This window comes from Pseudomonas taetrolens (assembly GCF_900475285.1).
Classification (GTDB): Bacteria; Pseudomonadota; Gammaproteobacteria; order Pseudomonadales; family Pseudomonadaceae; genus Aquipseudomonas; species Aquipseudomonas taetrolens.
Map to the genome: position 1 here is coordinate 1689309 of NZ_LS483370.1, position 15662 is coordinate 1704970.

Sequence of the window (15662 nt, forward strand, 5' to 3'; positions counted from 1 at the left end):
ATGCCGGACTCTGCAGGCTAGCGGTTGAAGCGTTCTACCAGTGAATACTGGGTGTTGACGGTTCGGGTCAGTTCTTCGCTCAGTTGTGCGGAGTGTTGCGCCTGTTCCGAGGTCTGGTCGGCCAGATCCGCAATGGTGCTGATATTGCGGCTGATCTCTTCGGCCACGGCGCTTTGTTCCTCGGTCGCTGCTGCAATCTGGGTGGTCATGTCGGTGATGTTGGCCACGGCTTCACTGATCCCGACCAAGGCCTGGTCGGCTTCCAGTACGCGGGCGACACCTTCTTCGGCTTGACGGTGCCCGGCATTCATCGTCTGCACGGCGGTGGCGGCGGTCTGCTGCAGCTTGGCGATCAAACCGTGAATCTGCCCGGTGGACAGGCTGGTGCGTTGCGCCAGTTGCCGTACTTCATCGGCGACCACGGCAAAGCCCCGGCCCATTTCACCGGCGCGCGCCGCTTCAATCGCGGCGTTCAAGGCCAGCAAGTTGGTCTGGTCGGCAATGCCTTTGATCACGTCGACCACGCCGCCGATCTCATCGCTGTCCTTGGCCAGTTGCGTCACGGTAGCGCCGGTCTCACCCACCACGTTGGACAGGCGTTCAATGGCCTCGCGGGTTTCCCCGGCAATGTCACGCCCGCGGCTGGTCAGGCGATTGGCTTCCTGAGTGGCGTCCGCTGTGCGTTGCACATGGCTGGCCACTTCCTGGGTGGTGGCGGCCATCTGGTTGACCGCGGTGGCCACTTGTTCGGTTTCCAGGCGCTGGCGTTCCAGTCCGGTGGAACTCTTGTGCGCCAGGATGTCCGATTGGCGGGCTTGCTCGCTCAAATGCTCAGCGGTGTCCTGCAGACGGGTCAGGCAGGTTTTCAAGCGTGCTTCCTGACTCAGGATGGACATTTCCAGACGTGCTTGCGGGCCGCGGCTGTCGGTGTACATCTGGGCTATCAGCGGGTCAGAGGTGGTTTGTTCGGCCAGGCGCAGCAAGCGCTTGATCCCGCGTTGTTGCCAGCTCAGACCGAGCAGCCCCAGTGGAATCGACAGCGCGGCGGCCAGGGCAAAGCCCCAACTGGAATTGAACAGAGCGCCAATCATGAAGCTCAATTGGCTGACCAGAATAAACGGCAGCCAGTCCTGCACGACCGGCAGCCACTTGTCGCGCTGGGGCACTGCCGACTTGCCGCGGTTCAATCGTGAGTACAGGGCTTCGGCGCGGCGGATTTGTTCAGCGGTCGGTTTGACGCGCACCGACTCATAGCCCACTACACGCTCGTTCTCAAACACCGGCGTCACGTAAGCGTTGACCCAGTAATGGTCACCGTTGCGGCAACGGTTCTTGATGATGCCCATCCACGGAGAACCCTTTTTCAGGGTGCCCCACATGTGCTCGAACACCGCTGTAGGGACATCAGGATGGCGTACAAGGTTGTGTGGGGCGCGAATCAGCTCTTCACGGGTAAACCCGCTGATCTCGACAAAGTCGTCGTTGCAGTAGCTGATGACGCCTTTGGTGTCGGTGGTGGAGATCAACCGTTGTTGCGCGGGGAAAGTGCGTTCGCGTTGGGTGATGGGCTGGTTGTTACGCATGTCGTGTCTGTCCGCAAGGCTTTGACAGGGTTTCGGCATGCTTGGGGATTTGTTTAATTTAATTTCGGCTGCCGCTGGCCTGTACGCCCCGAACACGGTTCGGGGTGTACAGGCCAGCGGGTCAGGCCAGGTGATCAAGCATGCTCAAGAGGCAATCAACTGCCGCAGCACGTAATGCAGGATGCCTCCCGCCTTGAAGTACTCCACCTCGTTCAACGTGTCGATCCGGCACAGCACGTCGACTTTTTCCTGTTGCCCGTCTTCACGGGTGATCACCAGGGACAGGTTCATCCGCGGTTGCAGTTCCGTGCCGGTCAAGCCCAGCACGTCGAAGGTTTCGTGACCGTTGAGCTTGAGAGTTTTGCGGTTCTGATCGAGCTTGAACTGCAGCGGCAGCACACCCATGCCGACCAGGTTTGAGCGGTGGATCCGCTCGAAGCTCTCGGCAATCACCGCTTTGACCCCCAGCAGGTTGGTGCCTTTGGCCGCCCAGTCACGGCTTGAACCCGTGCCATACTCCTGGCCGGCAACCACCACCAACGGTGTGCCTGTCGCCTGGTAGCGCATGGCGGCATCGTAGATGGCCAGCTTCTCGCCTGTCGGAATGTAGAGCGTATTACCGCCTTCTTCACCGCCCAGCATTTCGTTGCGGATCCGGATATTGGCGAACGTGCCGCGCATCATCACTTCATGATTGCCACGCCGCGAACCATAGGAGTTGAAGTCCCGGGGCTCGACGCCTTTGTCCCGCAGGTAATGCCCGGCGGGGCTGTCGGCCTTGATGTTGCCGGCCGGCGAGATATGGTCGGTGGTTACGGAATCGCCCAGCAACGCCAGCATCCGTGCACCTTTAACATCGCTGATGACGGGTAATGGCCCATCTATATCATTGAAGAACGGCGGGTGCTGAATATAGGTCGAGTCTTCTTTCCAGACGTAAGTCGCGGCTTGCGGCACCTCAATGGCTTGCCACTGTGCATCACCGGCGAATACCTCGGCATATTCCTTGTGAAACATGCCCGTCGTTACTTGCGCCACCGCATCGGCGATTTCCTGTTGGCTCGGCCAGATATCGCGCAGATAAACCGGCTTGTTGTCCTTGTCCAGGCCTAACGGTTCGCGGCTGATATCAATACGCACGGTGCCGGCCAGGGCGTAGGCCACGACCAGCGGTGGCGAGGCCAGCCAGTTGGTTTTCACCAGCGGGTGAACCCGGCCTTCAAAGTTACGGTTGCCCGACAGCACCGAGGCGACTGTCAGGTCGGAGTGAGTGATGGCCTTTTCGATCGGTTCGGCTAACGGGCCTGAGTTACCGATACAGGTGGTGCAGCCATAGCCCACCAGCGAGAAGCCCAGTTGCTCAAGGTAGGGCGTCAGCCCGGCGGCATCGTAATACTCGGTGACCACCTTGGAGCCTGGCGCCAGGGAGGTCTTGACCCAAGGCTGGCTTTTCAGGCCTTTTTCGACAGCCTTTTTGGCCACCAGCCCAGCGGCCATCATGACGCTCGGGTTTGAGGTGTTGGTGCAGGAGGTAATCGCCGCAATCACGACGGCGCCGTTTTTCAGGCAATAGGTTTTACCGTCGTGGTCGTAGTCGGCTTCGCCGGCCAGATCCGCATTGCCCACAGCCACGCCGCCACCGCCTTCACTTTCAAGGCGACCTTCTTCTTTATTGGTGGGTTTGAATTGCAGGGTCAGGAAGTCACTGAACGCTTGTGCAACATTGGGCAGCGACACCCGGTCTTGCGGACGTTTTGGCCCGGCCAGACTGGCTTCGACGCTGCCCATGTCGAGCGCCAGGGTGTCAGTGAAAATCGGCTCTTGCCCGGCGATTCGCCAAAGGCCCTGGGCTTTGCAATAAGCCTCCACCAGTTTCACCGTGGCTTGCGGTCGGCCAGACAGGCGCAGGTAATCCAGGGTGATGTCGTCCACCGGGAAAAAGCCGCATGTGGCCCCGTATTCAGGCGCCATGTTGGCAATAGTGGCGCGGTCCGCCAGGGGCAGATCCGCCAGGCCATCACCATAGAACTCGACGAACTTCCCGACCACACCCTTGCTGCGCAGCATTTGTGTGACGGTCAACACCAGGTCGGTGGCGGTGATGCCTTCTTTTAATTTTCCGCTGAGTTTGAACCCGACCACTTCCGGGATCAGCATCGACACCGGCTGTCCGAGCATGGCGGCTTCGGCTTCGATGCCACCGACGCCCCAACCCAGGATGCCCAGGCCATTGATCATGGTGGTGTGGGAGTCGGTGCCCACCAACGTGTCGGGGAACGCGTAGGTGCGTCCGTCTTCGTCCTTGGTCCAGACCGTGCGGCCCAGGTATTCCAGGTTAACCTGGTGGCAAATGCCGGTGCCGGGTGGCACCACGCTGAAGTTATCAAAGGCATTTTGCCCCCAGCGTAAAAACGCATAGCGCTCCCCGTTGCGCTCCATTTCGATGTCGACGTTTTGTTCGAAGGCCGTGGGGCTTGCGAACGCGTCGACCATTACCGAGTGGTCGATCACCAGATCCACCGGCGATAACGGATTGATCCGCTGCGGGTCGCCTCCGGCTTTGGCCATCGCCGCACGCATGGCGGCCAGGTCGACCACGGCCGGAACCCCGGTAAAATCCTGCATCAGCACACGGGCCGGGCGATACTGGATTTCCCGGTCGGAGCGCCGGTCCTTGAGCCAGGCGGCCAGAGCCTTGAGGTCGGGCTCGGTGACGGTCTTGTTGTCTTGCCAGCGCAGCAGGTTTTCCAGCAAGACTTTGAGCGACATGGGCAGCTTGCTCAGGTCACCCAGGGTTTTCGCAGCTTCGGGAAGGCTGAAGTAGTGATAAGTCTTGTCGTCGACTTTTAGGGTGGAGAGAGTGTTCAGGCTATCGAGGGAAGACATGACATGACTCCTTGAGATCCGCACGGAACGGATCGTATGGAACGGACAGAGCTTCTAACCTAGCCCTGAATAGTTGATCTGGCTAATAACTGGACTGTCCGGTGGCGTTCAAGGTTCCGAACTCGGCTATCATGCCGGCCTTTTCGTGACAATCCTTGCGCCAAAGCAAGGTTGCGCAGCGGGCCAATTTCCGCCAGCTGCCCAGGAGTAATTCAATGAACACCGTTTTTATGCACTGCCGACCTGGTTTTGAAGGTGAAGTCTGCTCGGAATTCGCCGAGCACGCTGCCCGCCTGAATGTGTCCGGCTACGCCAAAGCCAAGCCGAGCAGCGCTTGTGCCGAATTTGTATGCACCGAAGAAGGCGGGGCAGAGCGTCTGATGCGCGGCTTGCGCTTCGCCGAACTGATTTTCCCCCGGCAGTGGGCACGGGGCAGTTTTGTTGAACTGCCAGAAACAGACCGTATCAGCGTCATCCTGGAGCACATGGCCGATTTCCCGGTGTGTGGCAGCCTGTGGCTGGAAATGGTCGACACCAATGACGGTAAAGAGCTGTCCAACTTCTGCAAAAAGTTTGAAGCTCACTTGCGCAAGGCCTTGATCACGGCTGGCAAACTGGTGGAAACCGACGCCCACAAGCCGCGGCTGTTGCTGACTTTTAAAAGTGGACGTGAGGTGTTTCTCGGCCTGGCGGAGTCTGATAACTGCGCGATGTGGCCCATGGGCATTCCGCGCCTGAAGTTCCCCCGCGAAGCCCCCAGCCGCTCCACGCTGAAGCTGGAAGAAGCCTGGCACCATTTCATCCCCCGAGATCAATGGGACGAGCGCTTGCACAGCGACATGACCGGCGTTGATCTGGGCGCCGCACCGGGTGGCTGGACCTGGCAACTGGTCAATCGCGGCATGATCGTGACGGCTATCGATAACGGCCCGATGGCGGAAAGCCTGATGGACACCGGTCTGGTTCAGCACTTGATGGCGGATGGCTTTACCTTCAAGCCCAAGCAACCGGTGGACTGGATGGTCTGCGACATCGTTGAAAAACCGGCGCGCAACGCTGCGATGCTGGAAGAGTGGATCGGTGAAGGGCATTGCCGTGAGGCGGTGGTCAATTTGAAATTGCCGATGAAACAGCGTTATGCCGAAGTACGCCGTTTGCTCGACAGGATTGCCGAAGGCTTCAAAGCACGGGGTATCCAGGTTGAAATCGGCTGCAAGCAGCTGTATCACGACCGTGAAGAAGTTACCTGTCATTTGCGTCGACTGGACGTAAAAAAACCTAAATCTCGCTGATTCAGGAGTCATTGATGAGTTTGTTTAACACCGATACGCCGGTCGATGGCGTGCTCGACGCCAGCGGCCTGAACTGCCCTGAGCCGGTGATGATGCTGCACCAGCACATTCGCGACCTGGTGCCTGGCGGCTTGTTGAAAGTGATTGCCACCGATCCGTCGACCCGCCGCGACATCCCCAAATTCTGCGTATTTCTGGACCATGAACTGGTTGGGCAAGCGGAAGAGGCGGGCACCTACCTGTACTGGATTCGCAAAAAGCAGGACTGATACGCCCTCGGCATCCACGGCACATCCCGCAGGGTGTGCCGGCGCCGGTCAGCGTTTGGTTTTGGGTGTGGGGCGGCCCTGTATGCTGACCTGGCCATACAGGAAAATATGAACCGCACTGGTGAAAGAGGCGACGACCAGGCTGTCCAGAAAGAAGCCTTTGAAGGTCAGGTAAAGCAAGCGATAGGCTGGCCCTTCAGCGTCCCTGGCAAGGGACAGGAGAAAGTAGTTCAGCACCAGCAGCAAGGCAAAGATCGCCCCCAAGATAAACCCGCTGGCCAGGGCCATTCGCCAGGAATCATGCAGGGGCTTGAAGCGCGGCCGGTATTTACCTGTCACCCACAGGGTAATAAGGCTGGCGAGCGAGGTGTACAGCACGATGTCAGGCACGCTGACAATTAAAAAGTGCATGTTGGCCGCCACGCACAAAGCGCCAAACATCAGATAAAAAACAATATACGGCAGCATGGCGCTCCCTCGTCAGGCGGACATGACCGCACTCAGTAATTAAACCAGCCCCGTGTTTTCATCCAGCCATACAGGACAATCACCGCGACACTGCCGGCCGCAGCGCTGGCCAGGCTGTTTAAAAAGAGGCTTTTGAAGTTGATGTAAGGCATGTCATAGGGGGCGAAGGACCCGAAAAACACATAGACGGTAAAGATCGAGGCAAAGAGGGTCCCCATGATCAATCCATTGCCCACGGTGGAGATCAGGCAGATGTACCGCGGCCTTGAGCGGGGCGGGTAGATATCGGTCACCCACAAGGGAATAAAGGTGACGGCAACGGCACACAGGGCGATGGCGGCATAACTGCTAATGGGAATAAGCAGGTTGGCCATCACGCATAGAATGATAAACATCAGATAAAACACAACATGAAGCATGGGCGTCTCTCGTCAGGTTGGGGCGTGGTCAGGTCGGGCCATCAGTTCGCGTGCGAGCGGGGTGCAAGCAGACACTCGTAGCCAGCGAGGTTGCAGCGCAGGGGGGAGGGGAACATTCGCGTTTCCTTGCGCGGCAGCCTGCTGACAGGGATGAACGTCGGCGGGCGATGAGTCGCGAAAGGTACCAAGCAAGGCTGCCAACTGAATGTAGGATCAGTCCCTTGAATTGGGTGCGTATGGCGGTATTCATGTAGGGATTGTCAGAGCCAGTTTTGCGTACTTGGCACTCCTTGCTGGCCCATCCCTCACAACAACGCCTACACTGCCACTCCGCCAAAGGAGCCTGCCATGTTGATTGTTGCTGACGAAAATATTCCGCTGATCGAAGCGTTCTTCGCTGGCTTCGGTGAAATACGCCGCTTGCCGGGGCGCCAGATCACCCGCGCAGACGTTCATGACGCAGATATCCTGCTCGTGCGTTCGGTCACCCGGGTCGACCGTGAGTTGCTCGAAGGCAGCGCGGTGCGGTTTGTCGGAACCTGCACCATCGGCACCGATCACCTGGCGCTCGATTACTTTGAGCAGGCCGGTATCCAGTGGTCCAGTGCCCCGGGTTGCAACGCCCGCGGCGTGGTGGACTATGTACTGGGCAGCTTGCTGACGCTGGCTGAAATCGAAGGTGTCGAACTGATGCACCGCACCTACGGCGTGATTGGCGCCGGCGAAGTGGGCGGGCGCCTGGTCACCGTTCTTCGTGGCCTGGGCTTGAAGGTTCTGGTCTGTGACCCGCCGCGCGAGGCAGCCGAAGGCGGCGACTACGTCAGTCTCGAACAGATTATCGAACAGTGCGATGTGCTCAGCCTGCACACACCGCTGAGTAAAACCGGCACTTTCCCGACCTGGCACCTGCTGGATCAACAGCGCTTGAACCAGCTTAAACCCGGCACCTGGCTGATAAACGCCAGCCGGGGTCCGGTGGTCGACAATGCTGCGCTGCGCGAGGTGCTGACCTGCCGCGATGACCTGCAAGCCGTGCTGGATGTGTGGGAAGGTGAACCTCAGGTAGACGTGGAACTGGCCGATTTATGCGTGCTGGCAACGCCTCATATCGCCGGTTACAGCCTGGATGGCAAGCAGCGGGGCACGGCCCAGATCTATCAGGCCTTGTGTGATTTCCTCGGGCAAGCGCCGCAGGTACAGCTTGCCGACTTGCTGCCCGAACCATGGCTGGCGAAGGTAGAGCTCAGCGCCAATAGCGATCCGGCCTGGGCCCTGGCGATGCTTTGCCGTGGCGTGTACGACCCGCGACGCGACGATGCGGACTTCCGTCGCAGCCTGATCGGCAGTGTCGAAGCGCAGCGCCTGGCCTTTGATGCCTTGCGCAAGAACTACCCGGAACGCCGTGAAGTAGAAGGCTTGCCCGTACACATCAAGGGCGACTCAGTGGCTTTGAACCAGTTGGTCAAAGCACTGGGAGCGGTGCTGGTTTAATACCGGCGGGCATAAAAAACCGGCCTCAAGGGTGATGCCGGTCAGTTAAGCCAAAGAGATCTGTGCAGGAGCAAGCTCGCTCCTACAGGTTCTGATCCCATTGTTCTTGACTGACCGGCATTAACCTAAAGGGCCGGTTTATAAATACGAGGGCATCAATCCTTGTGCGAAGGCTTGACCAGACGCTGCTCCAGTTCGTGGCAGGCGTCTTGAATCATCTCTTCAGTGATCGACACTTCCTGGCCATTCTCATCGATAATCGCACACCCCAGTGACTGGTGGGGCTGGGTCCGAATTACCGGTACTGCTTGAGCATCGAGTTGCAAATCCATGGCCTGTCTCCTCATCAAGGTGTAGCGCTACTGTAGATCCGTTTAATGACCAAGCTGTGACACAGCTTGGCGACCATCTCAGTCCAACAGAAATATTCTGAAACTTCCACCCTGAATTTAGACCATTCGGGCCTAGGGCGTAGTGTCCCGGGTCATATTCAAAACGATTGAGAAAGGTTTACGGGGCCAAGTCGAACTAGGATGTAGGCTATACAAGGCTTTTCACGTTTATCCTCCACTCGGATACTCCTCATGTTGTCATCGCGTCATCGTCACGCCATTCGTCTGACCACTCACTTTGTTGCCCCTTATCGCTGGCAAGCGCTGGGGGCTTTACTGGCGCTGGTGGTCACGGCGGGCATTACCCTGTCGATGGGCCAGGGCATTCGCCTGTTGGTCGACAAAGGTTTCATGACCCAATCCCCGGAACTGCTCAACCAGTCCATCGGCTTTTTCCTGTTGCTGGTGCTGGGGCTGTCCGTAGGCACCTTCGTGCGCTTTTACCTGGTGTCCTGGATCGGTGAGCGGGTTGTCGCCGACATTCGGCGACAGGTGTTCAATCACTTGATTGGCTTGCACCCGGGCTTCTACGAGAACAATCGCAGTTCGGAAATCCAGTCACGGCTGACCACCGACACCACGTTGTTGCAGTCAGTGATCGGTTCTTCGTTGTCCCTGTTCCTGCGCAACAGCCTGATGGTACTGGGTGGCATCGTGCTGCTGTTTGTCACCAATCCCAAGCTCACCAGCATTGTGGTGGTTGCCTTGCCGCTGGTGCTGGCACCGATCCTGATTTTCGGTCGGCGGGTGCGCAACCTGTCGCGGCAGAGCCAGGACCGCATTGCCGATGTCGGCAGTTATGTGGCCGAAGCCCTGGGGCAAATCAAAACGGTGCAGGCCTACAACCATCAGCAACAGGATCAGCAGCGCTTTGCGCAAACTGTCGAAGATGCGTTTGCCACGGCGCGCAAACGTATCTTTCAGCGGGCATGGCTGATCACCCTGGTGATCTCGCTGGTGCTGGGGGCTGTTGGCGTCATGCTTTGGGTCGGCGGCATGGACGTGATCGCAGGGCGTATCACGGGCGGCGAGCTGGCTGCGTTTGTGTTTTACAGCCTTGTGGTCGGCGGCGCCTTTGGCACTCTGAGTGAAGTCATTGGCGAACTGCAGCAGGCGGCCGGTGCTGCACAGCGAATTGCCGAACTCTTGCAGTCGAAAAGTCTGGTGTTGCCACCGAGCAAGGGCTTGCAGGTGCTGCCGGCGCGTGTGGAGGGCAATCTGCAAGTGGAGAATCTGTATTTTTCCTACCCGTCGCGACCGGAAAGCTATGCGCTTGAAGGGTTAAGCCTGTCGATCAAGGCTGGAGAAACCCTGGCGCTGGTTGGTCCTTCAGGTGCGGGCAAGTCGACGCTGTTTGATTTGCTACTGCGTTTTTACGACCCGCAACAGGGGCGGATCCTGCTGGAAGGGGTACCGATTACCCGGCTCGACCCGCATGATTTACGCCGTTGTTTTGCAATGGTGGCGCAAACCCCGGCGCTGTTTTTCGGCACGGTGGAAGACAACATTCGCTATGGCAACCCCCAGGCCAGTGATGCGCAAGTCGAGGCCGCGGCCCGCATTGCCCATGCCCACGACTTCATCCTGCAAATGCCCGAAGGCTATAAAACCCATTTGGGCGATGGCGGTCTTGGATTGTCCGGAGGGCAGCGTCAGCGACTGGCCATTGCCCGGGCCCTGCTGGTTGATGCCCCGATCCTGCTACTGGATGAAGCCACCAGTGCACTGGATGCCCAGAGTGAACACCTGATCCAGCAAGCCCTGCCCAGCCTGATGCACGGCCGCACGACGCTGGTCATCGCCCACCGTCTGGCTACCGTTCAGAATGCCGACCGCATTGTGGTGATGGATCAAGGCAAGCTAGTGGCCATTGGCACCCACGCACAGTTGATCGCCAGCAACCCGCTGTATGCGCGGCTGGCGGCGTTGCAATTCAATGTGGAAATGGGGGGATCAGCCCAGTCAAAGTCTACAGAGACCCTGTAGCAGCGTCCGGCGGCGAAGCCGTCGTAAAACCCGCCGTTGAATGCTCACGGCGCTCTACGGGTTTTGAATGCTTCTGTAGCTGCTGCCGAAGGCTGCGAAAAGGGCCGTAGGGCCTTCATGTGCAACTCATCACAGCCTGCAGCGGCGGCCACAGAGGCCCTGTTTGACTCAGCGGTATTCGCAGAGGTAGGCGGTTTCAACGATGACTTTGAGCTGGAATTTGCTGTTGGCCGGTACGTTGAACTGGCTGCCGGTGGCGAAGGTTTGCCATTCGGTGCTGCCCGGCAGCTTGACGCTCAGTTCACCCGATACGACGTGCATGACTTCGCGTTCGGCGGTGCCGAACTCATATTCACCCGGAGCCATGACGCCAATGGTGGCCTTGCCTTCGGCTTGTGCGAAGGCAATCGACTTGACGGTGCCGTCGAAGTATTCGTTGACTTTAAACATGGCGATTCCTCGGAATGGGCTAAAAAAGGCTGGCCAGTATGCAGAAGCCGTTTTATCTCGTCACGCGCTTTTATGACTGCTAAATCTTGAGGGTCAGCGGTAACAGGCGGGCGGTGTTGCGGGCATCTTCCAGGGCGCGATGCTGTTGCCCGTTGAACTGCATGCCAGCCAGTTGCAGCGCACTGTTAAGCCCCAGCGGGCGCTTTAGCTGGCGGGCCTGGGCAAATTGCTGCTTGAGATTCATGTGCGGCAGGCGCGACAGGGCGCTGTCCAGTTTTTTCTGCCGCCATTCCTGTTCCAGTTGCTTGCGGTCGTAGTCTCCCCAACTGGCCCAGCCTTCCAGTTGTGGCAGGTGCTGCCCGAGCCATCGCTCGAATTGTTCCCAGACCTGTTCCATTGACGCCCCGTTATCAATATTGGCTTGGGTGATGCGGGTCAGCTGGCGACAAAAAGGGGTTAGCAGTGGTCGACGCTGTGGACGAATAAAGCGCTGGAAGTGATCGACTTCCCGACCTGAGCGAGTCACCACGCTGGCGCCGATTTCAATCACTTCCATTTCCTCCAGCGGCCAGCCGCCATCATCCGTGGTGGCTTCCAGGTCAATTACCAGCCAGTGAGGCATGTGCAGCTTCCTTAAACAGCATCGGCGTTGGGGATGGAGCGTAGCTAAAGCACCTGGATCCGCATAGGATCTGTTGACGCATCCCTATATACACTTTATTTGTGTGCGTGCTCGATCTCAGGTCGCGTGTTGATCAATAAGTTCCAGTCCAGGGGCAACACCAGGGGTGTAAGGTTTTGAAGTGTTTGCCAATGCGTATGGTCCACTGCATGTTGTTGAGCCTGGGAGCGAGCTGGCTGACACCTGTCCAGGCTGTCTCTGAAGTCCGGGTCGGCGCTGCGCACTTTCCGCCCTATACCATCCGTCCTGAGCGAGGTGCCGATTCGGGGCTTTTGCCGCAACTGCTCGAGGCGCTCAACCGGCAGCAAAGTGACTACCGTTTCGTGCTGGTCCCCACCTCCATTGCCCGGCGCTTCCGTGACTTTGAGCACGGCCGGGTCGATATCGTCATGTTTGAAAACCCCGCCTGGGGCTGGCAGGGCATCGTGTACAACCCTGTAGACATGGGGCTCGTGGACGCAGAGGTGTTCATTGCCAGACGCCTGCCGGGCCGTCGGCAATCCTACTTCGAGGACTTGACCCACAAACGGCTCGCGCTCTTCAACGGTTATCACTACGCCTTCGCCGGGTTCAACCCTTCGCCCGGCTACCTGATTGATACGTTCAATGCCACCCTCACGTATTCCCATGAAAGCAACATGCTGATGGTGCTGCGTGACCGGGCAGATATTGCGCTGATCACTCGCTCCAACCTGGCCGACATGTTCCGGCGTCATCCTCAGGTCAGGCACAAGGTCATGGTGTCCAGGCGTATCGACCAGATCTATCACCATTACGCCTTGCTGCGGCCGCAATCACCGATTCAGGCCCCGCAGTTCGCGCAACTGCTGCAAGCCCTTCGCGAGAATGGTCAACTGGATACGATCTTTGATCCTTACAACATTGCGGTAGAGTCCGGGGTGCCGGCCCATGTGGCAGGCGCGCCCTAAATTTCGCCGGGTGGCTCACGTCACAGTGCATGACTGTTGACGAAAATCGTGAGCCTCCCATGACCTCTGCTTCCTTGTACCCACCGCGCTGGCGTGATTTGAATGCCGATGAGACCGATACCCGGCTGACACTGACACTCGCTGGCCAGACCTTGCTCGACCTGCAGCTTGAGCGTGGAGCATCGCTTCACCTGAGCCTGCATGACGCTGCCGTCCAACCCACGCTCCAGGCGCTGTGGGCGGCTTGCTACTGGTTATTGGCAAGCGACCCGCAGCGCCAGCAATTGACCTGGCACTTGCGCCTGCCGCCGAACGAAGCATTGTGCAGCGGCTTGTTGCACAGCACCGATATCGAAGGGCTGTACATCTGTCAGCGCAGCCTGTTCTGGCAGCGGGCGCAACCGTGGCTAGGCGACGAGCCGCTGCCGGTGTATCCGCAGCAGCACGTGATCAGTGCGGGCAAACGTCACCCGTTACGCGGGCCCAAACCCCAGGGTGAAGTCTATCGGCGTTTTGATGTGCGCCTCGGCGTCTGGATTTCCTTGCGCACGCTGGATATCGACGTCGATCTCGAACGCTTCAGTCGCTGGCAGAACACGCCACGGGTGATGGACTTTTGGGAGGAGGGCGGCAGCCTGGAGCAGCATCGGCAGTTCCTCGAAAAACTGGCGGCCGACCCGCATACGCTGACCCTGATCGGTTGCTTCGATGATCAGCCATTTGCCTACTTCGAAGCCTACTGGGCCAAGGAGGATCGCATTGCGCCGTTTTACGAGGTGGACGATTACGACCGCGGGATTCACATGCTGGTGGGCGAGCAGGCTCATCGCGGTCCGCACAAGGTTGCCAGTTGGCTGTCGGCGCTTACCCATTATTTGTTCCTGGCCGATCCGCGTACCCGCCGCGTCGTGGCGGAGCCCCGTGCCGACAATGACAAAATGATCGGCTACATGCAGGCGCAAGGCTATCACTGCGAGAAGGCATTCGACTTTCCGCACAAACGTGCGGCCTTGATGATGCAGAGCCGGGAGCGTTTTTTCGATCGTTGTGCGCTGACCTGAAGGGATAAATGATCTGTCCCCCGGGCGGTGCGTCTGGGGGACAGTAACGATGGGCTCTACCGGTGCTGGTCAGTGGCGTCGTGCAAATGTATCGCTCTGGGTGCCCGACACCTTGCGGCAATGAATCAACGCATCGCGGATCATGAAGTTCACCAGCGTCGGTGATACGCCCAACTCCTTGGCGATGTCTTTTTGCTGCACACCGTGCAAGCGATACATTTCGAACGCATAGCGGGTACGGCTCGGTAATTCGGTCAAGGCGACCGCGATGTTTTCCAGGGTCGAGAAGTTGATATGCGAGGTTTCCGGAGATGCGCCGTGAATCACGACATTCAAGCCTTCCTCTTCCGTGCCGGAGTATTTCTGCTCCAGTGCCTGCTTGCGGTAATGATCGATGGCCAGGTTGCGCACAATCTGGAACAGGTAGCTCAGTTGCGCCTTGAACGAAGAGGTGATCTGCGGCGCTGACTGCAAGCGGAAGAAGGCGTCCTGCACCACATCTTCAGCCCTGGATCGGCAGCCGGTGATACGCGCTGCGATTTTGACCAGGATTAGCCGATTATCGACAAAGGCTTGAAGTAAGGGTGAGTCGCACCTGCTTGTGGCCGCTTGTTCCGTCATGGAGATCACCTGCTGCAATGGATGAGTGAGGCGGGAAGCTGCCTACACAGTTGGCAACAAATTAGGATGAATGATAATTATTGTCAATTGAGAAACAGAATTAATACTCGTCGTGTGGAAGGGTTTGCGAAACAGCTCACATCACCGCTCGATGGCCTCAAAACGCCACTATCGCGCCGACTAATTATTTGCCTGGTTCAACCGTCCTCAATGGACAAGGACCGTCGATGCATGCGGTCGTCAATTGACCCGGACAGGAGGGCGAGATGGTTTTTGAGTGTGAACAGGCGGCGTTTCTGCCGGATGCAGGCACCCGGTGGCTACGTTGCGATCATGGCGGCATTCGGTTATGAGCGACGTCATCAAGCTTCGTTTGTTTTGTCTGCCTTACTCCGGTGCCAGTGCCATGAGCTATGGCCGCTGGCGCCGCTCAATGCCGCAATGGCTGCAGGTGCGTCCGCTGGAGTTGCCCGGGCGCGGCATGCGCATGGACGAACCCCTGCAGAGCGACATGCCTCGCCTGGCCGCGCAACTGGCCGATGAAATCAGCGCTGAACTCGACCGCCCCTATGCACTGTTCGGTCATAGTCTCGGCGGCTTGATGGCGTTTGAGCTGGCTCATGCCTTGCGTGAGCGCGGCTTGCCTGCGCCCCTGGCCTTGTTTGCGTCGGCCACGGCCGGCCCGGCGCGACGCGATGTCAGCGAGTACGCCGTGGCCAAGACCGATGCTCAACTGATGACCCGTTTGCGCGAGCTCAAAGGCACTGATGACGCCGTGCTGGCCAATGCAGAGCTGATGCAGTTGATGCTGCCGATCCTGCGCGCCGACTTTCTGCTGTGCGGCAGCTTCAGCCACGCGGGCCGTCCGCCACTGGCAGTCCCGATCCATGTGTTCGGTGGCAAGCAGGACAGCGTCCGCGTCGAGCAACTGCTGGATTGGCAGGTCGACACCTGTGCCGCGTTTTCCCTCGACATGTTTGAGGGGCACCACTTCTTTCTGGTCCAGCAAGAAATACCGCTGCTGCGTTGCCTGCGCCGTTACGCCGAAGAGCATCTGGCTCGCTGGCGCAATCAGCAGGCCTGGCCGTTGAGCCGCGCCAGCGTTTAAAGCGCCGCTGCACTCTTTCGTATTT

The 15662-nt window shown here is 58.7% G+C and carries 15 protein-coding genes; 7 read left to right on the plus strand and 8 right to left on the minus strand.

Translation table 11 applies throughout. From position 1 onward, the window contains the following. Positions 1–17 precede the first annotated feature (17 nt). On the minus strand, positions 18–1583 hold the full coding sequence (locus DQN55_RS08035; protein ID WP_048382581.1) for a methyl-accepting chemotaxis protein: 1566 nt from the start codon (positions 1581–1583) through the stop codon (positions 18–20). A gap of 144 nt (positions 1584–1727) precedes the next feature. Continuing rightward, a complete protein-coding gene (acnA, locus tag DQN55_RS08040; RefSeq protein WP_048382582.1) occupies positions 1728–4469 on the minus strand; it encodes an aconitate hydratase AcnA in 2742 nt (913 codons plus the stop codon). Between the two features lie 215 nt (positions 4470–4684). On the opposite strand from acnA, the gene rlmM reads away from it, so the two are divergent. Together rlmM and tusA are read left to right on the plus strand one after the other, a co-directional pair. After that, positions 4685–5761, plus strand: coding sequence for a 23S rRNA (cytidine(2498)-2'-O)-methyltransferase RlmM (gene rlmM / locus DQN55_RS08045; RefSeq protein ID WP_048382583.1), 1077 nt, complete (start codon positions 4685–4687; stop codon positions 5759–5761). Positions 5762–5775: 14 nt separating this feature from the next. Next, the gene (gene tusA / locus DQN55_RS08050) at positions 5776–6030 is read left to right on the plus strand and encodes a sulfurtransferase TusA (protein ID WP_048382584.1); all 255 of its coding nucleotides are present in this window, start codon (positions 5776–5778) and stop codon (positions 6028–6030) included. Positions 6031–6078: 48 nt separating this feature from the next. Here tusA and DQN55_RS08055 read toward each other — a convergent pair whose 3' ends face one another. Then, complete coding sequence (locus DQN55_RS08055) at positions 6079–6498, minus strand: hypothetical protein (protein ID WP_048382585.1); 420 nt, start codon at positions 6496–6498, stop codon at positions 6079–6081. Between the two features lie 32 nt (positions 6499–6530). Then, positions 6531–6917 carry a hypothetical protein gene (locus DQN55_RS08060; RefSeq protein WP_048382586.1) on the minus strand — a complete coding sequence of 129 codons (387 nt, stop codon included), beginning with the start codon at positions 6915–6917 and terminating at the stop codon, positions 6531–6533. A gap of 348 nt (positions 6918–7265) precedes the next feature. On the opposite strand from DQN55_RS08060, the gene pdxB reads away from it, so the two are divergent. Then, positions 7266–8408, plus strand: coding sequence for a 4-phosphoerythronate dehydrogenase PdxB (gene pdxB / locus DQN55_RS08065; protein ID WP_048382587.1), 1143 nt, complete (start codon positions 7266–7268; stop codon positions 8406–8408). 155 nt (positions 8409–8563) lie between these two features. Here pdxB and DQN55_RS22285 read toward each other — a convergent pair whose 3' ends face one another. Continuing rightward, complete coding sequence (locus tag DQN55_RS22285; RefSeq protein ID WP_048382588.1) at positions 8564–8740, minus strand: PA1571 family protein; 177 nt, start codon at positions 8738–8740, stop codon at positions 8564–8566. A gap of 243 nt (positions 8741–8983) precedes the next feature. Here DQN55_RS22285 and DQN55_RS08070 point away from each other — a divergent pair, with 243 nt between their 5' ends. After that, entirely contained in the window at positions 8984–10786 is a 1803-nt protein-coding gene (locus tag DQN55_RS08070) for an ABC transporter transmembrane domain-containing protein (RefSeq protein WP_162199355.1), read from the plus strand. A gap of 168 nt (positions 10787–10954) precedes the next feature. Here the strand turns inward: DQN55_RS08070 and ppnP are convergent, their stop codons facing one another. Together ppnP and DQN55_RS08080 are read right to left on the minus strand one after the other, a co-directional pair. Further along, positions 10955–11236, minus strand: a complete 282-nt coding sequence (ppnP, locus tag DQN55_RS08075; RefSeq protein WP_048382590.1) for a pyrimidine/purine nucleoside phosphorylase — start codon at positions 11234–11236, stop codon at positions 10955–10957. Between the two features lie 79 nt (positions 11237–11315). After that, a complete protein-coding gene (locus DQN55_RS08080) occupies positions 11316–11858 on the minus strand; it encodes a 3'-5' exonuclease (protein WP_048382591.1) in 543 nt (180 codons plus the stop codon). A gap of 191 nt (positions 11859–12049) precedes the next feature. On the opposite strand from DQN55_RS08080, the gene DQN55_RS08085 reads away from it, so the two are divergent. Together DQN55_RS08085 and DQN55_RS08090 are read left to right on the plus strand one after the other, a co-directional pair. Next, complete coding sequence (locus tag DQN55_RS08085; protein ID WP_048382592.1) at positions 12050–12847, plus strand: substrate-binding periplasmic protein; 798 nt, start codon at positions 12050–12052, stop codon at positions 12845–12847. Between the two features lie 59 nt (positions 12848–12906). Further along, positions 12907–13908: a GNAT family N-acetyltransferase gene (locus tag DQN55_RS08090; RefSeq protein WP_048382593.1), complete on the plus strand. Its 1002-nt coding sequence runs from the start codon at positions 12907–12909 to the stop codon at positions 13906–13908. Between the two features lie 69 nt (positions 13909–13977). Here the strand turns inward: DQN55_RS08090 and DQN55_RS08095 are convergent, their stop codons facing one another. After that, positions 13978–14529: an RNA polymerase factor sigma-70 gene (locus tag DQN55_RS08095; protein WP_048382594.1), complete on the minus strand. Its 552-nt coding sequence runs from the start codon at positions 14527–14529 to the stop codon at positions 13978–13980. 349 nt (positions 14530–14878) lie between these two features. Between DQN55_RS08095 and DQN55_RS08100 the strand changes: the two genes are divergently transcribed. Further along, positions 14879–15637, plus strand: coding sequence for a thioesterase II family protein (locus tag DQN55_RS08100; protein WP_048382595.1), 759 nt, complete (start codon positions 14879–14881; stop codon positions 15635–15637). Positions 15638–15662: the final 25 nt, after the last annotated feature.